The organism is Mycobacterium sp. IS-836 (assembly GCF_001954275.1).
Lineage (GTDB): Bacteria > Actinomycetota > Actinomycetes > Mycobacteriales > Mycobacteriaceae > Mycobacterium.
The window spans coordinates 14,554-38,629 of sequence record NZ_MBEU01000054.1; the positions used below are offsets into that span (position 1 = coordinate 14,554).

At 68.3% G+C, this 24,076-nt stretch carries 23 protein-coding genes and 1 pseudogene; 14 read left to right on the forward strand and 10 right to left on the reverse strand.

What is annotated here, in order from left to right; genetic code table 11:
• Positions 1-13 precede the first annotated feature (13 nt).
• The 3 genes from A5747_RS14995 to A5747_RS15005 are packed head-to-tail and all read left to right on the forward strand — an operon-like array spanning position 14 to position 4,613.
• A complete protein-coding gene (locus tag A5747_RS14995) occupies positions 14-1,648 on the forward strand; it encodes an ABC transporter substrate-binding protein (RefSeq protein ID WP_076125566.1) in 1,635 nt (544 codons plus the stop codon).
• A 7-nt stretch (positions 1,649-1,655) separates the two neighbouring features.
• Positions 1,656-2,198 (forward strand): adenine phosphoribosyltransferase, encoded by a 543-nt coding sequence (locus tag A5747_RS15000; RefSeq protein ID WP_076125518.1) that lies wholly within the window; start codon positions 1,656-1,658, stop codon positions 2,196-2,198.
• Between the two features lie 24 nt (positions 2,199-2,222).
• Positions 2,223-4,613: a bifunctional (p)ppGpp synthetase/guanosine-3',5'-bis(diphosphate) 3'-pyrophosphohydrolase gene (locus A5747_RS15005; RefSeq protein ID WP_369805101.1), complete on the forward strand. Its 2,391-nt coding sequence runs from the start codon at positions 2,223-2,225 to the stop codon at positions 4,611-4,613.
• Between the two features lie 30 nt (positions 4,614-4,643).
• Here the strand turns inward: A5747_RS15005 and A5747_RS15010 are convergent, their stop codons facing one another.
• Together A5747_RS15010 and A5747_RS15015 are read right to left on the reverse strand one after the other, a co-directional pair.
• Positions 4,644-6,371 (reverse strand): protein kinase, encoded by a 1,728-nt coding sequence (locus A5747_RS15010; protein ID WP_083700449.1) that lies wholly within the window; start codon positions 6,369-6,371, stop codon positions 4,644-4,646.
• A gap of 138 nt (positions 6,372-6,509) precedes the next feature.
• Entirely contained in the window at positions 6,510-7,403 is an 894-nt protein-coding gene (locus tag A5747_RS15015) for a peptidylprolyl isomerase (protein ID WP_076125523.1), read from the reverse strand.
• A 106-nt stretch (positions 7,404-7,509) separates the two neighbouring features.
• Between A5747_RS15015 and A5747_RS15020 the strand changes: the two genes are divergently transcribed.
• From A5747_RS15020 to A5747_RS15040, 4 genes are all read left to right on the forward strand, one after another.
• On the forward strand, positions 7,510-8,181 hold the full coding sequence (locus A5747_RS15020) for an MBL fold metallo-hydrolase (protein ID WP_076125571.1): 672 nt from the start codon (positions 7,510-7,512) through the stop codon (positions 8,179-8,181).
• Positions 8,178-9,446: a histidine--tRNA ligase gene (gene hisS, locus A5747_RS15025; RefSeq protein WP_076125526.1), complete on the forward strand. Its 1,269-nt coding sequence runs from the start codon at positions 8,178-8,180 to the stop codon at positions 9,444-9,446. The genes A5747_RS15020 and hisS overlap by 4 nt, the downstream gene beginning before the upstream one ends.
• A gap of 513 nt (positions 9,447-9,959) precedes the next feature.
• Positions 9,960-10,727, forward strand: a complete 768-nt coding sequence (locus tag A5747_RS15035; RefSeq protein WP_076125531.1) for a DivIVA domain-containing protein — start codon at positions 9,960-9,962, stop codon at positions 10,725-10,727.
• 54 nt (positions 10,728-10,781) lie between these two features.
• Positions 10,782-11,807, forward strand: coding sequence for an Rv2578c family radical SAM protein (locus A5747_RS15040; protein WP_076125533.1), 1,026 nt, complete (start codon positions 10,782-10,784; stop codon positions 11,805-11,807).
• On the opposite strand, the gene A5747_RS15045 is transcribed toward A5747_RS15040, so the two are convergent.
• Together A5747_RS15045 and A5747_RS15050 are read right to left on the reverse strand one after the other, a co-directional pair.
• On the reverse strand, positions 11,804-13,390 hold the full coding sequence (locus A5747_RS15045; RefSeq protein ID WP_076125536.1) for a metallophosphoesterase family protein: 1,587 nt from the start codon (positions 13,388-13,390) through the stop codon (positions 11,804-11,806). The genes A5747_RS15040 and A5747_RS15045 overlap by 4 nt on opposite strands.
• Positions 13,391-13,417: 27 nt before the next feature.
• Positions 13,418-14,263 (reverse strand): patatin-like phospholipase family protein, encoded by an 846-nt coding sequence (locus tag A5747_RS15050; protein WP_076125538.1) that lies wholly within the window; start codon positions 14,261-14,263, stop codon positions 13,418-13,420.
• A gap of 63 nt (positions 14,264-14,326) precedes the next feature.
• Here A5747_RS15050 and A5747_RS15055 point away from each other — a divergent pair, with 63 nt between their 5' ends.
• The gene (locus A5747_RS15055; RefSeq protein ID WP_076125541.1) at positions 14,327-14,767 is read left to right on the forward strand and encodes a hypothetical protein; all 441 of its coding nucleotides are present in this window, start codon (positions 14,327-14,329) and stop codon (positions 14,765-14,767) included.
• Here A5747_RS15055 and A5747_RS15060 read toward each other — a convergent pair.
• Genes A5747_RS15060 through A5747_RS15070 form a run of 3 tightly spaced genes read right to left on the reverse strand, consistent with a single transcriptional unit; the run spans position 14,764 to position 17,050 of the window.
• The gene (locus A5747_RS15060; RefSeq protein ID WP_076125543.1) at positions 14,764-15,645 is read right to left on the reverse strand and encodes a neutral zinc metallopeptidase; all 882 of its coding nucleotides are present in this window, start codon (positions 15,643-15,645) and stop codon (positions 14,764-14,766) included. The two genes, A5747_RS15055 and A5747_RS15060, sit on opposite strands and share 4 nt — an antisense overlap.
• A 9-nt stretch (positions 15,646-15,654) precedes the next feature.
• Complete coding sequence (locus A5747_RS15065) at positions 15,655-16,152, reverse strand: SRPBCC family protein (protein WP_076125546.1); 498 nt, start codon at positions 16,150-16,152, stop codon at positions 15,655-15,657.
• A 10-nt stretch (positions 16,153-16,162) separates the two neighbouring features.
• On the reverse strand, positions 16,163-17,050 hold the full coding sequence (locus tag A5747_RS15070) for an oxidoreductase (protein ID WP_198938198.1): 888 nt from the start codon (positions 17,048-17,050) through the stop codon (positions 16,163-16,165).
• Between the two features lie 56 nt (positions 17,051-17,106).
• Here A5747_RS15070 and aspS point away from each other — a divergent pair, with 56 nt between their 5' ends.
• Entirely contained in the window at positions 17,107-18,879 is a 1,773-nt protein-coding gene (gene aspS / locus A5747_RS15075) for an aspartate--tRNA ligase (protein WP_142245597.1), read from the forward strand.
• Between the two features lie 50 nt (positions 18,880-18,929).
• On the opposite strand, the gene A5747_RS15080 is transcribed toward aspS, so the two are convergent.
• A complete protein-coding gene (locus A5747_RS15080; protein WP_076125551.1) occupies positions 18,930-19,253 on the reverse strand; it encodes a hypothetical protein in 324 nt (107 codons plus the stop codon).
• A gap of 125 nt (positions 19,254-19,378) precedes the next feature.
• Between A5747_RS15080 and A5747_RS15085 the strand changes: the two genes are divergently transcribed.
• Positions 19,379-19,813, forward strand: a complete 435-nt coding sequence (locus A5747_RS15085) for a nitroreductase family deazaflavin-dependent oxidoreductase (protein ID WP_076125554.1) — start codon at positions 19,379-19,381, stop codon at positions 19,811-19,813.
• Between the two features lie 42 nt (positions 19,814-19,855).
• Positions 19,856-20,920 carry an aromatic acid exporter family protein gene (locus A5747_RS15090; RefSeq protein WP_076125556.1) on the forward strand — a complete coding sequence of 355 codons (1,065 nt, stop codon included), beginning with the start codon at positions 19,856-19,858 and terminating at the stop codon, positions 20,918-20,920.
• Between the two features lie 7 nt (positions 20,921-20,927).
• On the opposite strand, the gene A5747_RS15095 is transcribed toward A5747_RS15090, so the two are convergent.
• Positions 20,928-21,317: an MmcQ/YjbR family DNA-binding protein gene (locus tag A5747_RS15095; RefSeq protein ID WP_076125559.1), complete on the reverse strand. Its 390-nt coding sequence runs from the start codon at positions 21,315-21,317 to the stop codon at positions 20,928-20,930.
• Positions 21,318-21,386: 69 nt separating this feature from the next.
• Between A5747_RS15095 and A5747_RS15100 the strand changes: the two genes are divergently transcribed.
• Positions 21,387-22,328 carry a transglutaminase family protein gene (locus A5747_RS15100; protein WP_076125561.1) on the forward strand — a complete coding sequence of 314 codons (942 nt, stop codon included), beginning with the start codon at positions 21,387-21,389 and terminating at the stop codon, positions 22,326-22,328.
• Positions 22,321-23,376 carry a putative zinc-binding metallopeptidase gene (locus A5747_RS15105; protein WP_076125563.1) on the forward strand — a complete coding sequence of 352 codons (1,056 nt, stop codon included), beginning with the start codon at positions 22,321-22,323 and terminating at the stop codon, positions 23,374-23,376. The genes A5747_RS15100 and A5747_RS15105 overlap by 8 nt, the downstream gene beginning before the upstream one ends.
• A gap of 7 nt (positions 23,377-23,383) precedes the next feature.
• Here A5747_RS15105 and A5747_RS15110 read toward each other — a convergent pair.
• A pseudogene (locus tag A5747_RS15110) lies at positions 23,384-24,007 on the reverse strand (alpha-E domain-containing protein); the annotation flags it as partial.
• Here A5747_RS15110 and A5747_RS25500 point away from each other — a divergent pair.
• Positions 23,994-24,076, forward strand: an 83-nt coding sequence (locus A5747_RS25500; RefSeq protein ID WP_233148056.1) for a hypothetical protein, incomplete at its 3' end; no start/stop codon positions are given. The pseudogene A5747_RS15110 and the gene A5747_RS25500 overlap by 14 nt on opposite strands.

Consider the following 24,076-nt stretch of genomic DNA (forward strand, 5'->3'; position numbering starts at 1 on the left):
CGGCCGGGGGAGCCTGACGGGATCGGCTGCCGTCGCTTTGGCCGTGATCCTCACGACGGCGTGCACGTTGACCGCGTGTTCGGGCAGCGCCGCCTCGCAGATCGACTACGTGGTCGACGGCGGCTTGCCCACCTACAACACCAACACCGTCGTCGGCGCCGCCTCGGCGGGCGCGCAGGCGTTCGCGCGCACGCTGACCGGCTTCGGGTATCACGGCCCCGACGGCCAGGTTGTTGCCGATCACGACTTCGGCACCATCTCGGTCGTCGGGGGTTCGCCGCTGGTGCTCGACTACCAGATCGCCGACAACGCCGTCTATTCCGACGGCAAGCCGGTGACCTGCGACGACCTGGTGCTGGCGTGGGCGGCGCAATCCGGGCGGTTCCCCGGGTTCGACGCCGCCACCCACGCCGGCTACGTCGACATCGCCAACATCGAGTGCTCGCCCGGGCAGAAGAAGGCGCGCGTGTCGTTCGTCCCGGACCGCAGCGTCGTCGACTACACGCAACTGTTCACGGCGACCTCGATGATGCCGTCGCACGTCATCGCCGACCAGCTGAACGGCGACGTGACCGCGGCGCTGCTCAACAACAACGCGGGCCTGGTCGCGCAGATCGCGAAGCTGTGGAACACCACCTGGGACCTCAAGCCCGGGGTCGACCTCAAGCGCTTCCCGTCGTCGGGGCCGTACAAGATCCAGTCGGTCCTGGATGGCGGCGCGGTGGTGCTCGTCGCGAACGACCGGTGGTGGGGCCCCAGGCCCATCACCAAACGGATCACCGTGTCGCCGCAGGCTCCCGACATCCAGGACCGCATCAACAACCACAGCGTGGACGTGGTCGACGTCGCGGCCGGGTCGTCGGGCACGCTGGCCACCCCGGACAACTACCAGCGCACCGATTCGCCGTCGGCCGGCATCGAGCAGCTGATCTTCGCACCGCAGGGACCGCTGGCGCAGGCGAAGGCGCGCCGGGCCGTGGCGCTGTGCACGCCGCGCGACACGATCGCACGCGACGCCGGCGTGCCGATCGCCAATTCGCGGCTGTCCCCGGCCACCGATGACGCCATCGCCGCCGGCGACGGGGCCGCCGAGGCCGCGCCGTTCGGCAAGGCCGACGCGGTCGCCGCGCGCGCTGCCCTGGACGGCGCGCCGCTGACGGTGCGGATCGGCTACCACGGGCCCAATGCGCGGCTGGCGGTCACGATCGGGGAGATCACCAAATCGTGCGCCGCGGCCGGTATCACCGTCGTCAACCCCACGCTGGACGGCCCGGGCCCCCAGGCGCTCAAGGACGGAAAGATCGACGTGTTGCTGGCGAGCACCGGGGGCGCCGCGGGCAGCGGCTCGACGGGGTCGTCGGCGATGGACGCTTACGACCTGCATAGCGGCAACGGCAACAACCTGTCCGGCTACGCGAATCCGCAGATAGACGGCATAATCGGCGCGCTCGCGGTGTCCGCCGACCCCAGCGAGCGGATCAGGTTGCTCGCGGAGAGCGCCCCGGTGCTGTGGGGAGATTTGCCGACGTTGCCCCTGTACCGCCAGCAGCGCACGCTGCTGATGTCGAAGAAAACGTATGCGGTGAGCACGAACCCAACACGCTGGGGGGCGGGTTGGAACATGGACAGATGGGCCCTAGTACAATAAAAGAGCGGTGACTAACGTCGGGGGGAAGACTTTGCTGGACAAGATCATCGCCTCGCTGACCCGGAACGTGGCCGACTTTCCCAAGCCCGGAGTCCAGTTCAAGGACCTCACCCCGCTATTCGCCGATCGGGACGCGCTCGCCGCGATCACCGACGCGTTGGCGGAGATCGCGGCCGGCGCTGACCTGGTGGCCGGCGTCGACTCCCGCGGATTCCTGGTGGCGGGGGCCGTCGCCGAGCGGTTGGGCACTGGCGTGCTGGCCATCCGCAAGGGCGGAAAACTACCGCCGCCGCTGCACGCCGAGGAGTACGACCTGGAGTACGGCAGCGCCGTCCTGGAAATCCCCGCCGACGGCATCGATCTGAACGGCCGCAACGTCGTCCTCGTCGACGACGTGCTGGCCACCGGGGGCACCCTCGCCGCCGCGACGCGCTTGCTCGAGCAGGCCGGGGCCAACGTGATCGCGGCGGTCGTCGTCTCCGAACTCGTCGAACTGGGTGGTCGCGAGGCCGTCGCGCCTTTGCCGGTACACAGCTTGAGCTGCGTCTAACCTGGCGGTTACGCGATATCCTCGATGTCGGAGGTGACCACCGTGGCGGACGACAAGGGCGTGGCGCAAGCCCTTGAGGCGCCCTTAGAGACGCCCGCGGAGCCGCCTCCGGTTCCCGAGGCGCCGGAGCCGCCGGCCGAAACTCTGAAGGCCCCCAGCAGCGCGTCGCGCCGCGTCCGCGCCCGGTTGGCCCGGCGGATGACCGCCCAGCGCAGCACCCTCAACCCCGTGCTCGAGCCCTTGGTGGCGGTGCATCGGGAGATCTACCCCAAGGCGAACGTCCAGCTGCTGCAGCGCGCCTTCGAGGTCGCCGACCAGCGCCACGCCTCCCAGTTGCGGCATTCGGGTGATCCCTACATCACCCACCCGCTGGCGGTCGCCAACATCCTGGCCGAATTGGGCATGGACACCACCACTTTGGTGGCCGCGCTGCTGCACGACACCGTGGAGGACACCGGTTACACGCTCGAGGCGTTGAGCGAGGAATTCGGCGAGGAGGTCGGCCATCTCGTCGACGGCGTGACCAAGCTGGACCGCGTGGTGCTGGGCACCGCCGCCGAGGGCGAGACTATCCGCAAGATGATCACCGCAATGGCACGCGATCCCCGCGTGTTAGTGATCAAGGTCGCCGACCGGCTGCACAACATGCGCACCATGCGTTTCCTGCCGCCGGAGAAGCAGGCCCGTAAGGCCCGCGAAACGCTGGAAGTCATTGCGCCGCTGGCACATCGGCTGGGTATGGCCAGCGTCAAGTGGGAACTGGAAGACCTGGCGTTCGCGATCCTGCACCCCAAGAAGTACGAGGAGATCGTCCGGTTGGTCGCCGGCCGCGCCCCGTCACGGGACACCTACCTGGCCAAGGTCCGCTCCGAGATCGTCAACACGCTGAACGCGTCGAAAATCAAGGCGACGGTTGAGGGTCGGCCCAAGCACTACTGGTCGATCTATCAAAAGATGATCGTCAAGGGACGGGATTTCGACGACATCCACGACCTGGTCGGCATCCGCATCCTGTGCGACGAGATCCGCGACTGCTATGCCGCTGTCGGCGTGGTGCATTCGCTGTGGCAGCCGATGGCGGGACGGTTCAAGGACTACATCGCGCAGCCGAGATACGGCGTGTACCAGTCGCTGCACACCACCGTCGTCGGTCCCGAGGGCAAGCCGCTGGAGGTGCAGATCCGCACCAGCGACATGCACCGCACCGCCGAATTCGGCATCGCCGCGCACTGGCGGTACAAGGAAACCAAGGGCCGCAACGGACTTCCGCATCCGCACGCCTCCGCCGAGATCGACGACATGGCGTGGATGCGGCAGCTGCTCGACTGGCAACGGGAGGCCGCCGACCCGGGCGAGTTCCTGGAGTCGCTGCGCTACGACCTTGCGGTGCAAGAGATCTTCGTGTTCACCCCCAAGGGGGATGTCATCACCCTGCCGACCGGGTCGACCCCGGTGGACTTCGCCTACGCGGTGCACACCGAGGTCGGCCACCGCTGCATCGGCGCGCGGGTGAACGGGCGCCTGGTGGCGCTGGAGCGCAAGCTCGAAAACGGGGAAGTCGTCGAGGTTTTCACCTCCAAGGCGCCCAATGCGGGGCCGTCGCGCGACTGGCAGCAGTTCGTGGTCTCGCCGCGCGCCAAGACGAAGATACGGCAGTGGTTCGCCAAGGAACGGCGTGAGGAGGCGTTGGAGGCCGGCAAGGAGGCGATGGCCCGCGAGGTACGCCGCGGCGGACTTCCCTTGCAGCGCTTGGTCAATGGCGAGTCGATGGCCGCGGTCGCCCGCGAATTGCACTACACCGACGTGTCGGCGCTGTACACCGCGATCGGTGAGGGACACGTATCGGCCCGCCACGTCGTGCAGCGGCTGCTCGCCGAGCTCGGCGGGATCGATCAGGCCGAAGAGGAGCTGGCCGAGCGGTCGACGCCGACGACCATGCTGCGACGCCCGCGCAGCACGGACGATGTCGGGGTCTCGGTTCCCGGAGCCCCGGGTGTGTTGACCAAGCTGGCCAAGTGCTGCACGCCGGTGCCCGGCGATCAGATCATGGGCTTCGTCACCCGCGGCGGCGGGGTGAGCGTGCACCGCACCGACTGCACCAACGCGGCGTCGCTGCAGCAGCAGGCCGAGCGCATCATCGAGGTGCTCTGGGCGCCGTCGCCGTCGTCGGTGTTTTTGGTGGCCATCCAGGTCGAGGCGCTCGACCGGCACCGGCTGCTCTCGGACGTGACGCGGGTGCTGGCCGACGAGAAGGTGAACATCCTGTCGGCGTCGGTCACCACCTCCGGCGACCGGGTCGCGATCAGCCGGTTCACCTTCGAGATGGGCGACCCCAAACACCTGGGGCATCTGCTCAACGTGGTGCGCAACGTCGAGGGCGTCTACGACGTCTACCGCGTGACATCTGCTGCTTAAAGGCGGCCTAAGGCCTAGCCCGCCGACGGCTCAGCCCACGCGCACCGAGGTGATGGTGACGGTGCTGGCGGGCATGCCCTCCTCCCGATTGCCGGCGATGCCCCCCTTGGCGATCTTGTCGATCGTCGCCAGGCCCGCTTCGTCGATCGTGCCCAGCACCGTGTAGATCGGCTCCATGTCGGTGTCCTTGAACACCAGGTTGAACTGGCTGCCGTTGGTGTTGGGCCCGTTGTTGGCCATGGTGATGGTGCCGCGCGGATAGACCACGGTCGCCCTGAGCGCGGGATCGCCGGCCGGGTATTGATTGGCGGGGTATTCGTCGGCGAATTCGTAGCCGGGGCCACCGGTGCCCTCGTTGTCGGGGCCGCCGCACAGCAACAGGGCCCCGTCCGCCATGTTGGTCAGCCGGCCGCACTCGGTGTTGTCGAAGAATTGTTGCCGCACCAGGCTGGTGAAGCTGTTCACCGCGCACGGCGACTTGTCGTTAGCGAGCCGGATGCCGATGTTCCCGAAATTGGTGGAGATGGTCGCGGGGATCTCGGCGGGCTCGGTGGACACCCTGCCGGCCGGGGGCGGGGTGACGGGCTTGCTCGCCGGGTCCGGCGCGGCGGGGTACTGGCAGTTGGCGCCCAGGTCCGCGGGCGGAGCGAACGCCGGCAGCGGCGGCACGCTCGGGGCGACCGACTCCGACGGTTTGGGGGTCCGCGCGCGGTTCGTTGGCCTGCCCCCGGTGGGCGCCGTGGACGCCGCGCTGTTGTTGGCGGGGGCATCGCTGTGCGTCACCAGCGCGATGACCAGGGCCGTCACCGCCACGAGCGCCAGCACCGACGCACCGACGATGCCCAAGACCAGACGCCGCGAGTGCGTCGGCGGGTGATACGCCAGCCGCGGGTCGACCTGGCCTGCCGGCGCGGACGGCACCGGAGCGGACGGCGCGGGTGGGGGCGGCACCGGTGTTCGCGACGACGGCGCCGGGCCGGGCGCGGCCATGATGCCCGTGCCGACCAGCGCGGCTTTGGCGTCCTCCGCCAGTTCGATCGCGCTCTGGTATCGCTCGTCGACGTCCTTCGCCATTCCCTTAGCGACCACCGCATCGAGGGCCGCCGGCACGTCGGGGGCGGTGATGGAGGCTCGCGGCGGCGCGGTGTTCAGGTGCCCGTTGAGCTGCTCTTCAAGGCTGTCGCCCGGGAACGGACGGATGCCGGTCAAGGACTCGTGCAGCACGCAGGCCAACGAATACACGTCGGCGCGGTGGTCGGTGCTGCCGCGGAAACGCTCGGGCGCCATGTACGCCACGGTGCCCATCGTGTGCCCGGTGTGGGTGAGCGCGGTGTCGGCGGCGGTGCGCGCGATCCCGAAGTCGATCAGGTAGACGAAATCTCGCGCGTTGGTGAGCAAGATGTTCGTCGGCTTGATATCGCGATGGATCAACCCCACCTGGTGCGCGCTATCCAGCGCCGCCGCAACCTGTTCGATCACCGCGACCGCGCGCTGCGGGCTGAGCCGCCCGCCGTTCTCCTCGATGTACTGCGCCAGGTCGCGGCCCTCGATCAGCCGCATGTCGACGTACAGCTGACCGTCGATCTCGCCGTAATTGTGGATGGGCACCACGTGTGGGTCGTTGAGGCTTGCCGCGATGCGTGCCTCGCGCCGGAAGCGTTCCTGGAACTCGGCGTCCTGGGCGAGATGGGTGGGCAGCACCTTGAGGGCCACTACCCGGTCGGTGCTGGCGTCGTAGGCGCGGAAGACTTGTCCCATCCCGCCGCGACCCAGGACATCCAGCAACTGGTAATGGCCGAACGATTCCTTCCCCACGCACCGACCATAAACTTTCGACCGCGCCGGTCATGCGAATCGCGCCAACAAGGCGTGATTAATGTTGCGCCGCTTGAGGGTTTAGTCCAGCAGCAGCGACTTGATGGTGACCTCGCTGTTGGGCGCCCCGTCCTCGCCGCCGCCGGAGACGCCGGCCTTGGCGATCTTGTCCAGAGTCGCCAGCCCGTCGGCCTGGATGGTGCCGAAGACGGTGTATTGCGGCGGTAGCTGAGAGTCCTTGTAGACCATGAAGAATTGGCTGCCGTTGGTGCCCGGTCCGGCGTTAGCCATGGCCAGCGTGCCGCGCGGGTAGACGACCGGCTCCCGCAGCTTCGGATCGTTCGGCGGGTACTGGTCGGTCGGGTACTCGTTGGCGAATTGGTAGCCGGGGCCGCCGCTGCCGTCGCCCTTGGGGTCGCCGCATTGCAGGACGGCCAACGTGTCCGAGGTGGTCAGCCGGTGGCATTTGGTGTTGTCGAAGTATTTCTGGCCGATCAGGCTCGCGAAACTGTTGACCGCGCAAGGTGATTCGTTGTTGGCCAACATCAAGCCAATGTTGCCCTGACTGGTTGCCATGCTGGCGCTGACTTGGGCCGGGTCGGTCGGAATCTTGCCGGTGCGCGGCGGCTTGACCGGCTTGGCGGCCGGTTCCGGCGACGCCGGGTACTGACAGTTGGCGCCGGTGGTGGCCGTCGGCTTGAACGGTGGCAACGGCGGAACCTGGCCGGGCTGCGGAGCGCCCGTCGTGGCCGGCGCCGAGCTGCTGGCCGGGGTGGTCGTGGCGGCGGTGGTGTTCTTGTGCTCGCTTTTGCTGTTGACCACGGCGATCACCACGGCGGCGACGATCGCCACCGCGACGATCGAGCCACCTGCGATGAGCGCGATCCGGCGCCGTTTGGCTTGCTTTTGGCGGCGCTCCAGCTGCCGTTCGAGTTTGCGCTTGGCGTTCGCTCGTCGCTGTTCGTTGGTCGGCACGGCCGGTATGCCTCCATGGTTGCTTCAGTCGGGGCCAACTTGCCTGCTCAGGCTAATGTGGGCGCGGTGCCCGGTGTCAACCGGGCCCCGTGGGAAACTGGGAACCGTGTTGATCACCGGATTTCCCGCCGGCGTGTTGCAGTGCAACTGCTACGTGCTGGCCGAGCGGCCCGGAACGGATTGCGTCATCGTCGACCCGGGACAGCGGGCGATGGGCCCGCTGCGGCGCATCCTCGATGAGAACCGGCTGACTCCGGCGGCGGTGTTGCTCACCCACGGCCACATCGACCACATGTGGTCCGCGCAGAAGGTTTCCGACACGTTCGGCTGCCCGACCTACATCCATCCCGAGGACCGGTTCATGCTGAAAGACCCGATCTACGGCCTGGGCCCGCGGCTGGCCCAGGTGGTGGCCGGTGCGTTCTTCCGCGAGCCCAAGCAGGTGGTCGAACTGGACCGCGACGGCGACAAGATCGACCTGGGCAGCGTGACGGTCAACGTCGATCACACACCCGGGCACACCCGCGGATCGGTGGTGTTCCGGGTCGCGGAGGATACCGACGCAAAAAACTACGTGTTCACGGGAGACACGCTCTTCGAGCGCTCGATCGGGCGCACCGACCTGTTCGGGGGCAGCGGCCGCGACTTGCTGACCTCGATCGTCGACAAACTGCTGGTGCTCGACGACGCGACCGTGGTGCTGCCGGGGCACGGCCCGTCCACCACGATCGGTGCCGAGCGGCGTTTCAACCCGTTCCTCGAAGGCCTGAGCTCGTGACGGAGTTTGTCGCCCCCAAGGGGGTGCCGGACTACATCCCGCCTGAGTCGGCGCAGTTCGTCGCCGTGCGCGACGGCCTGCTCGCGGCGGCGCGCCGGGCCGGTTACGGCGACGTCGAGCTGCCCATTTTCGAGGACACCGCGCTGTTCGCCCGCGGCGTCGGCGAATCCACCGACGTGGTGTCCAAGGAGATGTACACCTTCGCCGACCGCGGTAACCGCTCGGTGACGCTGCGGCCCGAGGGCACGGCCTCGGTGGTGCGGGCGGTAATCGAACACGGCCTGGACCGCGGCGCGCTGCCGGTGAAGCTGTGTTACGCGGGCCCGTTCTTCCGCTACGAGCGTCCGCAGGCCGGCCGCTATCGCCAGCTGCAGCAGGTGGGAGTGGAGGCGATCGGTGTCGACGATCCGGCGCTGGACGCCGAAGTGATCGCCGTCGCCGACGCCGGGTTCCGCTCGCTGGGGCTGGATGAGTTCCGGCTGGAGATCACCTCGCTGGGCGACGACAGCTGCCGCCCGCAGTATCGGGAACTGTTGCAGGACTTCCTGTTTGGGCTCGACCTCGACGAGGAGACCCGGCGGCGGGCCGAGCTCAATCCGTTGCGAGTGCTCGACGACAAACGTCCCGAGGTGCGCGCGATGACGGCCGACGCGCCGGTGTTGCTCGATCACCTCTCCGATGTGGCCAAGCAGCATTTCGACAGCGTGCTGGCGCACCTGGACGCGCTGGGCGTGCCATACGTCCTCAACCCCCGCATGGTGCGCGGGCTGGACTACTACACCAAAACCACGTTCGAGTTCGTGCACGACGGCCTGGGCGCGCAATCCGGCATCGGCGGCGGCGGCCGCTACGACGGCCTGATGCGCGAGCTGGGCGGACAAGACCTGTCCGGCATCGGGTTTGGGCTCGGCGTGGACCGGACCCTGCTGGCGTTGCGGGCCGAGGGCAAGAGTGTGGGGGAGGCGACGCGCTGCGACGTGTTCTGTGTGCCGCTGAGCGAGCCGGCCAAGCTGCGGCTCGCGGTGCTGGCCGGGCAGCTGCGCGCGTCCGGCGTCCGCGTCGACATGGCCTACGGCGACCGCGGGCTCAAGGGCGCGATGCGCGCGGCGGACCGTTCCGGTGCCCGCCTCGCGCTGGTCGCGGGGGAGCGTGATCTCGACGCCGGGACCATCGGGGTCAAGGACCTCGGCTCGGGTGAGCAGGTATCGGTGCCGGTGGATTCGGTTGTCGCCGAGGTACTTTCGCGCTTCGGGCGCCGCAAATGACCGACAAGGGGCTACGAACCATGGACCTGGTATGCCCCGAGGGGCACGTCGCCGGCCAATTGATCCAGAGCATTGCGCCCCGGTCCATCGGGATCGAGCTACCCGGCGAACCGTGCGAGGAATGGCCGCGCGGCGGCGACAAAATGTACACACTCCTGACTTGCCCCGGATGTAACCGGCGGGTTTATGGATCGACGGAAGCGATCCAAGAGAGGGCCACCTGGCAGTCGGAGATCGAATCCGAGCCGCAATGCAGATACGCGCTGCGCTACCTGGAGGACGGCCTAACTTAGCCGGATCGCGAAATTGACGGCCGGCATAGGTGCGGACGTTTGGCGCGTTTGTTTTTGGCGTTGAGATGCCGCAAGGGGCGGGTCCAAAAGCGCGCAAACGTGACCAATAGCGAAGGCTGGAGAAACGGCTTATTCCGGCGGACGCATGACCGTGGAATACTTGGCTCTGAACCGATCCCCCCAGGTCTCCAGGCGTTTTCAGTCGGAAGGGGCAACGGCAGTGATAACCGAACAAGCAACCACATTCGCCCGCATGTTCAGGGGCTACGATCCGGCCGCGGTTGATGCCTATATCGAGAAGTCGATCACCAAGCAGCAGTTGTTGTTCGAGGAAGTCGAGAGCCTGAGGGAGCGGCTAAAAGAATCCTGCGATGAAGCAGCCGCGCTGCGGATCGAGGTCACCGTCCTCAGGGATGAGGTCGCCGCCCTTACCGACAGTTCACCGGCGCCGTACGCGATGCAACAGCGGATCGCCGCGATGCTGCAGCGCACGATCAACGAGGTTTCCGAGATGCAAGCCGAGGCGCGCGCCGAGTCAGAGGCGCTGATCGCCGCGGCTGAAGCCAAGAACGAGGCCGCGCAGCGAAAATACACGGAGCTGTTGGCGGATATCGCCGCGCAGCGAAAAGCCCTCGACGCCGAATACGAGGAAACCAAAAAGAAGCAAGACGCCGAACTGGCCGCGATGCGCGCCGAAGCGCAATCGGCGATCGAGGACGCATGGAACGCCGCCCGGCGGGAGCATGAGCAGCTGCTCGCCGACGCCAAGCAGGGGGCTGATCAGTATCGTGAGCAGGCCCGGCGGACGGTCGACGAGGCGAGCCAGCAACGAATCAAGATCCTCGAGCAATTGGTTGGCGTGTACCGCGGGCTGGAAGGGTTTCCGGCCGCTCTTGAGTCGGCATACCAAGAGCGACAGAATCCGCCGGAGGCCAGCGTCGTGGTGCCGTTGGATCCCAACATCAGTCGCCTGCCCGCCGGCTTCTAGGCCTGAGCCGCGAGCCGGCTTGACTGCGTATCGAACGAGTGTTCGAATGGATGGATGCGGTGGGCTACCCAGGCCGTCGCGGTCAACGGCCAACCCGTCGACGACGGGGCCCTGCCCGGGCTGCAGCGGATCGGCTTCGTCCGAAGCGTGCGCGCGCCGCAGTTCGACGGGATCACCTTTCACGAGGTGCTGTGCAAGTCCGCGCTGAACAAGATCCCGGACGCGGCGGCGCTGCCGTTCCGCTACACCGTCAACGGCTACCGCGGCTGCTCGCACGCCTGCCGCTACTGCTTCGCGCGCCCCACCCATGAATATCTGGAATTCGACTGCGGCACCGACTTCGACACCCAGGTGGTGGTCAAGACCAACGTCGCCGACGTGCTGCGCCGCGAGCTGCGCCGCCCGTCGTGGCGGCGCGAGACCGTCGCGCTGGGCACCAACACCGATCCCTACCAGCGCGCCGAGGGCCGCTATGCGCTGATGCCGGGCATCATCGGCGCCCTCGCCGACTCCGGCACGCCGCTGTCGATCCTGACCAAGGGCACGCTGCTGCGCCGCGACCTGCCCCTGATCTCCCAAGCTGCCCAACACGTTGCGGTATCGGTCGCGGTGTCGCTGGCGGTGGCCGAGCCCGAACTACACCGCGACGTCGAACCCGGCACTCCGACGCCGCAGGCGCGCCTGGGCCTCATCACCGCGATCCGCGATGCCGGCCTGGACTGCCACGTGATGGTCGCACCGGTGCTGCCGCATCTCACCGATTCCGTCGAGCACCTCAACGGGCTGCTTGGCCAGATCGCGGCCGCGGGGGCCACCGGCGTCACGGTCTTCGGCCTGCACCTGCGTGGCTCGACGCGCGGCTGGTTCATGTCGTGGCTGGCCCGCTCGCATCCCGAGCTGGTCGGCCGCTACCGCGACCTCTACCGCCGCGGCGCCTACTTGCCGGCCAGCTACCGCGAGATGTTGCGCGAACGCGCCGCGCCGCTGATCGCGAAGCATCGGCTCGGCGGCGACCACCGCCCGGCCCCGCGGGCCGCCTCGCCCGCGGTCGCGGAACCCGTTCAGCCGACGCTGTTTTAGGCCGGCTTGTCGCCACGCGGCTTGGTGAGGGTGAACTGGTCGACGACGGTGACCGCGCCGAACAACCCGCTCAACGCGTAATACGTGGCCTTGATCGAGGTGTTGCCGCCGGGTTGTCCCGGATCGACGTCGAAAGCCACGAACCCGTAAGGGTGGTCGCGGTCGCGGAATGCCGACCACGGCGCGTCTTCGATCGCATAGATCGGTGGCTTGCGCCCGACCGCCGGATCGAACGCGCCGACCCCCGTCAACACGCGGCACAGCGGCTGGGCGAAGAACAGGCCGTTGGACGGCGCGGAGGTGCCGCCCCCGCCGATCACGAGGTGCACCGTGCCCCGGGTCGCGTCGATGAGATCGGAACGGGTGTCGACGGGCCTCGGTGTGCGGGTATCGGTGCCCAGCGTTCCGCGCAGCGGATGTGACCGCTCGTAGTGGTGTTCGTGGCCGCACAGCACCAGATCGACTTGGAACTGATCGAACAACGGCAGCCATTCCTCGCGGATGCCGAGGTCGGCGCCGTTGCGGCGGTCGGCGGTGGAGATCGCCGTCTGATGCATGCAGACAACCACCCAGTCGATATCGTGGTCGCGCCGCGCTGCGGCGAGTTCGCCTGCGAGCCAGCGCTTTTGCTCGCCACCGGAGTAGCCGTGGACATAGAAGTTGCCGCCGTCCTGGAAGGCGACATCGTCGTTGTTGAGGCTGATCACACGCACCGAGCCGGCGGTGAAGGAGTACCACATGCCGTGGGTCTCCGGGCTGGATCCCGAATCGGGTACCTGGAAGTACGTTTGATACGCGCCGTATCCGATTGGCCCGTTGCCCAATTCGTTCTCGTGGTTGCCCGCCGCGGGCATCCACGGCCGATAGCGCGCCGAGCGGGTGTTGTTCTCGAACCAGTTCGACCAGGTGCGGACTCGGTCCTGCGCCAGGTTGGCGTAGCACAGGTCGCCGTTGACCAGGTTGAACAGCGGGCCGAGCCGTTCGATGGCCAGCGTGGTGTCGCCGGCCGCGGGTGAACCGATGTTGTCGGTGCCGTAGCCGCCGTTGGGTAGCTTGTCCAGCGTCGGTGTGGACTGATCGCCGAAGCTGGTGAAGCGCAACGGCTTTCGCCCCACCGGCGCGGTGCGCACCGTGCCGGGTTCCGGTTCGGCGCCGTCGTGCACCGCGGCGTAGACGTAGTCGGTATCCGGGGTGAGGTTCGTCAGGTGGGCGTGGTTGACGCGAACTTCGGTGTTGGACTTGGCGTCCCGATACGTGCGCGTTTCGGCCGCCACGGTGTGACCGAATCCCGACGCCGGGGTGCCCAGCATGACGCGCGGATTGCGGACGGCCTCGGTGCTGTGCCACGACACCACCACCTCGGTGGCGGCGTTCTTGCCGAATTGCAGGTGCAGGCCGGCCACGGGCGGCGCCTCGCCGCGATCCGGCTGATACCACAGCGCGGGGCCCCGGGGCTGCGAGTGGCCAGACCACAGCAGCGCGGCCCCGCCGACCCCGACGCCGCCGAGTACCGCCGAGGCCGCGGTCGAGGTGAGCAGCCGGCGGCGGCTGATGCCGCCGGCCCGCTGCGGGTCGTCGCTCATGCTTGCTTCATACCCGAGCGGGGCGGCCTAGTGGCGATGCGGTTCGAGCAGTCCGGCTTGGCCTTCGGCCGGCGGGCGCGCCGCGAGCCACTCGCGGGTGGCCGCGTGCGACCGCTCGATGAGCATCGCCCCGTGCGAGAAGTCGGCTCCCGACGTGGCGACCGGGCATAGCGGCCGGATCACGCGGATGTCGACGTCGTGTTCGAAGCGCTCGATGTCGACGGCCAGGCGGTGGTTGACGGCGAGGGTCATGGCGTGCAGCGCCATGTTCACCGCCGTCTTGGGTGCCGCGGGCAGGTCGCACGAGTAGCCGGTCGGCAGCACCCAGATCCGGTCGGCGCCGAGCTGGACGGCGTGCGAGATCGGGGTGTTGTTCACCACGCCGCCGTCCATCAGGTGACGGCCGTCGATGCGCACCGGCGGAAAAACTCCGGGGATGGCGGCGCTGGCGGCGATCGCGTCGACGGCGTCGCCGGACGACAGCCGCACATCGGTGCCGGAGATGACGTCGGTGGCCACCACGTGCAGGGGGACGGGTGCCTCCTCGAGACGCTCGAACTCCAATTTGTCGGCGAGCAGGCGCCGCAAACCGGTGTTGGGGACCAGGTGGGACCGCCGACCGAGCATGCCCAACACCCCGGCCAGCGGATGGGTGGGGAAGATGTCCCGCCGCGCCAGCGACACCCACAGGTCGGCGAGGCCGCGAATCCCGGCGGCGTCGGGCCGCGACGCGATCCACCCGCCGTTGACCGCGCCGACGGACGTGCCGACGATCAGGTCGGGCGATTCTCCTTCGTCGGCCAGGGCGAGCAGCATCCCGACATGGATCGCTCCCAGGCTGGCGCCGCCGGACAACACGAATGCGGTGGGCACAGATGCATCGTAGGGACTTCCGGGTCAAATTCCTGGGGTAACGGATCCGGTAGCGTTTTCGATATGACCAACGTGCGAAATGTGACCAGCGTGGTCGCCGCGGCAACGTTTGCGGCAGCTGCAGCAGTGGCTGTCACGCCCGCGACCTCCTATGCGGATCCGGCCGGCCATCAGGTGACGTACACCGTGTCGAGCCCCAACAATCTGACCGCCACCGTCAACTACGTGAACGCCGATCCGCCCAGCCAGGCCGCCTACAACGCGGACCCGTCGAAGTTCATGACCAGCGTGCAGGCTCCGCTCAGCGGTGGAACGCCGGTCACCTACACCGTCACCTTGGCGAACCCGACGCAGTGGGCGAGCATCAGCGCCAGCGGCATGCTGCATTGGCCGGATTCGGGCAATGGTCCGGCCTCATTCCACTGCGAGATCGCCGTGGACGGCCAGGTGGTCGCGCAGCAGGACGCGACCACCACCGTCACCTGCGCGGCCAAGCCGGGCTAGCCGAGGTTCGTGGCGGCGAAGGTGTCGCACTGGTGCGGGTCACCGGTCTGATACCCGATGGTGAACCACTTCTGCCGTTGTGCGGCGGACCCGTGCGTCCACGACTCCGGGTTGACGCGCCCGGTTGTCTCCCGTTGGATGCGGTCATCGCCCACCGACGCCGCGGCCGAGAGCGCGTCGGCAATGTCCTTGTCGCTCAACGGCTGCAGGTACGGCACGCCGGTGCTTTCCTGCTTGACCGTCGACGCGTAGTGCGCCCAGATGCCGGCGTAGCAGTCCGCCTGTAACTCGGTGCGCACGCCGTTGCCGCCGGCGCCCTGCGCGCCCTGCTGCGAACGGCCCAGGACGCCCTGCAGCTGCTGCACGTGATGGCCGTATTCGTGGGCGACCACGTACTCCTGCGCGAATGGTCCACCGCTGGAACCGAATTTGTCGACCAGCTCCTGGAAGAAGTCGGTGTCGAAGTAAGCGGTCTGATCGACCGGGCAATAGAACGGCCCGACCGCGGTGGTGGCCGCGCCGCAGCCGGTCTCCACCTGGCCGGTGAACAGCCGCACGCGCGGGCGGGTGTAGCCCGGCATCAGCTGATGCCAGACCGCGTCCACCGAATTGCCGGTGGCGATCACGCGGCACTGCACGTACTTGTTGGCGTCGGCGCCGGTCTTGCACTGGCCCAGGTCGAACCCGGGCGCCGAGTAGCCGCCCGTGTTCATCTGCTGGGAGTTCATCACGCGGCCGGGGTCGACCCCGAAGAACAACGCCGCGAGCAGGATCAGGAGCCCGACGCCGCCGCCACCGACGGCCATACCCATGCCGCCCATACCGCCCGACGACGACGCGGTGCTGGTGTCGATCTGCATACCCTCGTTGAAGGTCATCGCACCCTCCTAATGCTGCTGGGCCGCGCGCGCATCGGTATAGCTACGCAGATTACGCAGAAACCGGCGCAGGCCCAGGTTCAGCAGCGGCCCGGCGAACAACATCGCCAGCCGCGCCGGCCCGGCCGGCTGCTGCGCCATGGTCCAGGTCAGCCGGCAGCCACCGGGAATGACTTCCACCCGGTAATCCTCGGCGAACGCGGCCACCGACCGCGTCGAGCACTCGTTGAACCGAAACGCCATGTGGCTAAACGGTTCCCACGCGATGAACTCCTCGTCGCCGACGATGCCACCGCGCATCTCGACGACGCGGGTGGTGCCGACGCCGCGCGGCTCGGGACTGGTCCAGGTCACCTTGGTGATCACCGGGGCCCAGCGCGGCCAGGACTCGGCGTCGGCGAGCACCTCGAACAGCTGCTCGGGTGTGATGGCGAGGTCGACACTGTTGCGGAATCGGAATGGCGCGTTCTCGATGAAGCTGAGGTCGACGCGCTCGCAGGCGTACATGGCCTCTAACCTAGCCCGGACCGTCGCTGGCGGCGGCCAGCAGCGGCACCAGGATGTCGCTGATCGGCGTCGCCAGGTTGTGGGCGCGGGCCTTGCGGATGATCACCTCGTTGCGGATCTCCCACTCCAGCCGCCGGCCGTTTTCCGCGTCGGCCAGCATCGAGGTGCTCATGTCTTCGGGAACATGACGAAACATCTCGACCAACTCGTCGACCACGCCGTCCGGCAGTCTGGCGCCCTCGGCCCGCGCGACGGCCAGGCATTCGGCGACATAGCGCCGGGACAACGCGGCGACGTCCTCGCGGCGGAACATGCCCGAGCGCCGCCGTGACAGCACCATCAACCCGGCCAGCGCGTTGGTGAGCAGCTTGCGCCAGGCCCCCGTGAGGAAGTCGGGGTCGCACTCCACGTGGCAGCCGGCGCCGCGCAGCAGCTCGGCGACGCTCTCGGCAGAGGGCCCGGAGGGCAGCACCAGCCGGGCCTCGGTGCGCAATCGCACCCAGCCGTCGGGCTGGGTCTCGGCCGAATACCACACGATGCCCGGGATCACGGGGGAGGAAGGGCAGTGCGGCTTGACCTGGTCGACCTGCTCGACACCGTTTTGCAGCACGGCGACGATAGTGTGCTCGTCGCACAGCCGCGCCAGCCAGCTGGCCGCCTCGTCGTTCTGGGTGGCCTTGACCGCCAGCACGACCACGTCGACCGTGCCGGTGATCTCGGCGGGATCGGTGAGCACCGGGCCGGGCACCACGATCGGCTCTTCGCCGTCGGGCCGCAGCTCGATGCTGTCGCGGGGAGTGTGGCCGCAGACCAGGACCGAATGCCCGGCCTTGTGGAGCAGCGCGGCGACCGTCGTGCCGACGGCGCCGGGACCGACGAGTGCGATGGTGGTGGCGATAGGACCGAAAATACCTGCTCTAGACTGGTCACTCGTCCAAAGCCTGCTGAAAGGGAGTGTTTGTGCTGCGCAGCCACGCCGCTGGTTCGCTACGGGCTAGCGACGCCGGACAGCAGGTGACGTTGGCCGGCTGGGTGGCGCGCCGCCGCGACCACGGCGGTGTCATCTTCATCGATCTGCGCGACGCCTCCGGTGTGGCGCAGGTCGTGTTCCGCGCCCCCGACGTACTGGCCCAGGCGCACCGGCTGCGCGCCGAGTTCTGCATCGCGGTCGACGGCGTCGTGGAGATCCGCCCGGAAGGCAACGCCAACACCGAGATCGCCACCGGCGAGATCGAGGTCAACGCGACCTCGTTGACCGTGCTCGGCGAGAGCGCCCCGCTGCCGTTCCAGCTCGACGAGCCCGCCGGCGAGGAGCTGCGGTTGAAGTACCGCTACCTCGACCTGCGCCGGGACGGCCCGGCCGCGGCAATTCGGTTGCGCTCCAAGGTGAATGCGGCTGCCCGCGCGGTGCTGGATCGCCACGACTTCGTCGAGATCGAGACCCCGACCATCACCCGATCGACACCCGAGGGCGCGCGCGACTTCCTGGTGCCGGCCCGCCTGCACCCGGGTTCGTTCTATGCCCTGCCGCAAAGCCCGCAGCTGTTCAAGCAGCTGCTGATGGTGGCCGGGATGGAGCGCTACTACCAGATCGCCCGCTGCTACCGCGACGAGGATTTCCGCGCCGACCGGCAGCCGGAGTTCACCCAGCTCGACATGGAGATGAGCTTCGTCGACGCCGAAGACGTGATCGCGATCTCCGAGGAGATCTTGGCCGCGCTGTGGGAGCTGATCGGCTACCGGCTTCCGACCCCGATCCCGCGGATCACCTACGCCGACGCCATGCGACGGTTCGGCTCCGACAAACCCGACATGCGGTTCGGGCTGGAGCTCGTCGAGTGCGGAGAGTTCTTCAAGGACACCACGTTTCGCGTTTTCCAGGCCCCGTATGTCGGCGCGGTGGTGATGCCCGGCGGGGCCGCACAGCCGCGCCGCACGCTGGACGGCTGGCAGGAGTGGGCCAAACAGCGCGGGCACCGCGGACTGGCCTACGTGCTGGTCGGAGACGACGGCACGCTGGGCGGCCCGGTGGCCAAGAACCTCAGCGAGCGAGAACGCGACGGCCTGGCCGCGCACGTCGGCGCCAAGCCGGGGGACTGCGTCTTCTTTTCCGCGGGCCCGGCGAAGTCGTCGCGGGCGCTGTTGGGCGCCGCCCGCGGCGAGATCGCAAGCCGGCTCGACATGATCGACCCGAACGCGTGGGCGTTCGTCTGGGTTGTCGACCCGCCGCTGTTCGAGCCCGCCGAAGAGGCGACCGCCGCCGGCGACGTGGCGGTCGGCTCCGGAGCGTGGACCGCGGTGCACCACGCGTTCACCTCGCCCAAGCCCGAGCACGAGGACGCGGTCGACAGCGATCCCGGCAGTGTGCTGGCCGACGCGTACGACATCGTCTGCAACGGCAACGAGATCGGCGGCGGCTCGATCCGTATCCATCGCCGCGACGTCCAGGAGCGCGTGTTCGCGGTGATGGGCCTGGACAAGGCCGAGGCCGAGGAGAAGTTCGGATTCCTGTTGGAGGCGTTCATGTTTGGCGCGCCGCCGCACGGCGGCATCGCGTTCGGCTGGGACCGGATCAACGCGCTGCTGTCCGGCGTCGACTCCATCCGCGAGGTGATCGCCTTCCCGAAGACCGGCGGCGGCGTCGACCCGCTGACCGATGCGCCGGCGCCGATCACGGCCCAGCAGCGCAAGGAATCCGGAATAGACGCCAAGCCGGAACCCGCCTAACGGCGTGCGTCGGCCCGCCACCTGTTTCAAGGTGGCGGGCTTTGCGCGCCTTACACTTTCCGGGTCTGTACCGGCGCGTGATTGGGCGGTGCGACCGGCGGGTGGGGGTGCGTGCGTGCCGGGGCATCGGTGACGACCGTCTTGCCGTTGGTGCACGTGACGAGCTTGCCGCCGACGATGACGCCCTGGCCCTCGTCGATCGGGATGTCGTAGCCGTCCGGGTCGGTGTAGTGGCATCCGCCGCTGGGGCCGGTGGGCCCGTTGGGCTCGGCATACGCGGTGGCGGGGGCCAACGCGACAATGGCCAGCGCGCCGAAGAGCATCGCGGCGTACCGAAAGCGAGTGCGTTTCCGGCTGGTTGATGTGTTCTTCATGGTGATCTCCCTTAGGTTGTCGCCGCCCGTTTTGGGCCGCGTTCATCGACTAGGGGCAACGAGGAGCACAAAAATGGACACTTTCTGTCCGGAATAGACGCCAAACCGGAAAAGGTTGACCAGGCATGACCCAAGGCATCCCTGACACCGACACCATCAACGCGTTCAACAGCGGCATCGTCGACGAGTTCCGCGCCAACGACGGAAAGGTCGGCGGCCAATTCGCCGGTGCCAACCTGTTGCTGCTCACCACGACGGGCGCCAAGTCCGGCAAGAAGCGGACGTCACCGCTGGCGTACTTCCGCATCGACGGCAAGCTGATCATCATCGGCTCCTTCGCCGGCGCCCCGGTCAGTCCGGCATGGGTGCACAACCTGCGCGCCAACCCGGCGGCCCACGTCGAGATCGGTACCGACACGTTCGACGTGACGGCCCGCGAGCTGCCGACCGCGGAGCGCGACGAGCTCTTCGAAAAGGTCGCTGCCGCGGCGCCGGGCTTCGCGGAGTATCAGTCCAAGACCACCCGGGTGATCCCGCTCTTCGAATTGCAAACGACCTAGCCCCACCGAGCGACCCCGTGCGCGGTGGGGTAAGTAAGCGTGATGAGCGCTTCGCTGTTGACGCGGCCGTCGGGGGCGAAGGCCGCCGTCGTCGCGGGTTTGAAACGGGTCCGCGACCTGTGGTTCACGCTGCTGCAGACGTCGGTGGCCGCGGGCCTGGCCTGGTATCTCGCCCACGATGTGCTCGCGCATCCGCAGCCGTTCTTCGCGCCGATCGCCGCGGCCGTGTCGTTGTCGATCAGTAACGTGCTGCGCGCCCAACGCGCCATCCAGATGATGATCGGCGTCACGCTGGGAATCGGGGTGGGCACCGTTGTGCAGGGCCTGCTGGGGCCCGGCGCCGTCCCCATCGCGGTCGCCGCGCTGATCGCGCTCCTGGTCGCGGTGTTCATCGGTCAGGGCTACATCGGCCAGGGCATGATGTTCGCCAACCAGACCGTCGTGTCGTCGATCCTGGTGCTGGCGTTGTACCGCAGCGGGGTCGGTTTCGAGCGCATCTTCGACGCGCTGATCGGCGGCTGCCTGGCCATCGTCTTCGCCGTCGTCCTGTTCCCCGCCGACCCGCTGGAGGTGTTGCGCAGCGCGCGCATCGGAGTGCTGGGGACGCTGCGCGCGGTGCTGGCCCGCACCGCGGACATCGCGTCGGGCCGCAGGGCGCCGGCGCCCGACTGGCCGCTGTCGGCCGTCGACAGGGTGCACGGGCAGCTGGGTGGCCTTATTGGCGCCCGCACCACCGCCCGCCACGTGGTGCGGATCGCGCCGCGGCGGTGGGGGATGCGTGGCGTCGTGCAGGCCGCCGAGCACCAGGCCGTGCAGGTGGCGCTGCTCGCGGGTTCCGTGCTGCAGCTGGCGCGTGCCGTCGCGCCCCCGGACGACGCCGGCTGCGATCTTGGGCCCCCGGTGCCGGACGTGCTGGTCGACCTCGCGGCGGCCACGGCGCTCGCCGATTCGGATCCCGCGGGGGCGTGCGCCTACGTGGCCGCCGCGCGCCGCCACGCGTCGACGCTGCACGCCGGCGCCCGCGAGCGCACCGAGGTGGTGCTCGCCGACGTCGTCCAGGCCTGCGTGGACGACGTGCAGCGGGTCATCGACCTGCGGGCGCTATGACCGGGGCTCAGAAGGAGCCGGTCAGGAATTCCTCGACAAGTTTCTTGGGCGCCTGGGTCAGCCAGGCCTCGGTGATCAGCTCCTCGAGGCCGCGGGCCTCGATCTCGGCCAGTCTGACCAGCACCGCCGGATACCCGTCGAAGTGCGGGGTGGTGAAGTAGATGGCCGGCTCGTCGGCGATCAACGCGAACTTGACGCCCTCGTCGGACACCCGGACGCCGAGAATGTCGCCCTCGGGTGGCTCGGCACCGCTTGCCGTCAGCGCCTCGCGGTCCGACGGGCGCAGCGGACGCTCCCACGCCAGCAACTTCTTGCCGACCCGCCAGTCATGCGGTGACTGTTCGGAGGTCAGCGGTAGCTCGCCAACGATGCGGGCGACGTCGTCCCACGTGGCCACACCACGATTGTGCGCCGGTTATGGTGCGGTTGGTGCCGTATTGGCAATCGATTACGAGGAGGTGGCGGGTTGTCTTCGGAAGCGTCTCAGGTGCAGGCTCCGGTTACCCGCCGCCATCGCGTCACCCATCGCACCGAGTACCGCTACTCCGACACGGTGACCAGCTCCTACGGCCGCGGTTTTCTCACCCCGCGGGATTCACTGCGGCAGCGCTGCATCGCGCACCGGCTGGATATCGAGCCGGCTCCCGCCGACATCTCCACCAGCCCCGACGCCTACGGCAACGTCAGCTCCTTTTTCCACGTCACCGAGCCGCATCGCACCCTCACGATCACCAGCGACTCCATCGTCGACGTGTATCCGCTGCCCCTCGAGACGTACACCAGCGGCCCGGCCGTGGCGCCCTGGGAGGAAGCCCGGCCGGCCGGACCCCGGGGGGCGCTGGCGACCGAGTTCACCCTGGACCTCGATCCGCCCGAGATCACCGACGCCGTGCGCGAATACGCGGCCCCCAGCTTCGTGCCCGGGCGCCCGCTGGTCGAGGTGTTGTGCGACCTCGCGTCCCGGATCTTCACCGACTTCACCTACCGGTCGGGGTCGACGACGATTTCCACCGGGGTGAACGAGGTTCTGGCGGCCCGGGAGGGGGTATGCCAAGACTTCGCGAGGCTGGCGATCGCCTGCCTGCGAGCCAATGGTCTGGCGGCGTGTTATGTGTCCGGTTATCTGGCCACCGACCCGCCGCCTGGAAAGGACCGGATGATCGGTATCGACGCCACCCATGCCTGGGCCTCGGTGTGGACACCGCGGGAGCCCGGCCAGTTCGAATGGCTGGGCCTCGATCCCACCAACGACCAGATGGTCGACCAGCGCTACATCGTCGTCGGGCGCGGCCGCGACTACGCGGACGTGCCGCCGCTGCGGGGCATCATCTACACGGACGCGGAGAACAGCGTGATCGACGTCGCCGTGGACGTGGTGCCGTTCGAGGGTGACGAGCTGGATGCGTGATTTTCACTGCCCCAACTGCGGCCAGCGTCTGACGTTCGAGAACTCCACCTGCCTGGCGTGTGGTAGCGCGCTGGGGTTCTCGCTCGAGAACATGGCCCTGCTGGTGATCACCACCGGTGAGGACGGCGACAAGTCCGGCTTCGTCTGCGCCAGCGAGTATGAATTATGCGCCAATCGCCATCTCGCCGAATGCAATTGGTTGGTTTCCATCAACAACCCAGGCGGACTGTGCACATCGTGCGCGCTGACGCTGGAACGGCCCAACGACAACGACGCCGACGGACTGGCCGCGTTCGCCCGGGCCGAGGCGGCCAAGCGGAGGCTGGTCGCCGAGCTGTCCGAATTGAAGTTGCCGATAGTCGGGCGTGACCGGGATCCCGACTACGGCTTGGGATTTCGCCTGCTGTCCAGCGCGCACGAGAAGGTGATAACCGGCCACGACAACGGCGTCATCACACTGGATTTGGCCGAGGGCGACGACGTCCATCGCGAACAGCTGCGGGTCGAGATGGAAGAGCCGTACCGGACGCTGCTCGGCCACTTCCGGCACGAGGTGGGGCATTACTACTTCTACCGGCTGATCACTCCGTCCAGCGATTACCTGGCACGGTTCAACGAGCTGTTCGGCGATCCCGACGCCGACTATCAGGAGGCGCTGGATCGGCATTACAGCGAAGGTGCGCCGCAGGGTTGGCAGGAGAGCTTCGTGTCGTCGTATGCGACCATGCACCCCGCCGAGGATTGGGCCGAGACCTTCGCCCATTACCTGCACATCCGCGACACGCTGGACACCTGCGCCTGGTGCGGCCTGGCCCCGGCGTCGGCGACCTTCGACCGGCCTGCCTTGGGCCCCAGCGCATTTCCGAACATCATCGAGATGTGGCTGCCGTTGTCGTGGTCGCTGAACATGGTGAACCGTTCGATGGGCCACGACGACCTGTATCCCTTCGTGTTGCCCGCGGCCGTCCTGGAGAAGATGCAGTTCATCCACACCGTCATCGACGAGGTGACTTCGGATTCGAAGGGGCCCACCGCGGTTAGTGCCTAGACGCCGGCTAGGCCGGCATCACGCGGCGTTCGTCGCCTCCCCACAGCGGCCGCATGGCGATCGGCAGCGCCAGCTGTGTTTCGGTGATCGCCTCGGCCAGATCGCGCAACTCGGTTTGGATCGCGGCGAGCAGGTCCGCCAGCTGCGCGCGGCGCCCGTCGGTGACCTCGTCCAACTCGTCGGGATGCGACCGGCGCAGCCGCGTTCCGATCTCGTCGACCAGCCGCTCCGGGCGCGACGATCCCGACGAGCCGGGCAGGTCCTTGAGGTCGGCCCGCAGCCGCTCCACCTGATAGAGCAGCGATCGCGGGTTTTGCGCGTCGAACAGCATCAGCTCGGTCATCGCGGCGACGCTGACCTTGCCGACCGTGCGGCGCCGGTAGATCACCGACGATTCGCACGCCACCAGCGTGGACTCGATGATGGCCTGCTCGGCGGCGGCGCCGCGCACGGTGGTCATCGTGGCTCCCAGCAACGCGGTCAGCCAGAGGCCGCGCTCGATGCGTTTGCCGATGTCCATCATCGTCCAGCCCACGTCGCGCACCATCGACTCGCCGGCGATCCCGGCCAGCGTCAGCATCCCGGCCAGCGTCTGCGAATGCGCCGAGGCGAGCACGCTGTCGGCCCGGGCGGTGCGCGACCAGCTGTCCAACGACACGTGGATGGTGCTGGCCGGCGTGGAGCGCGCGCTGGCCCACAA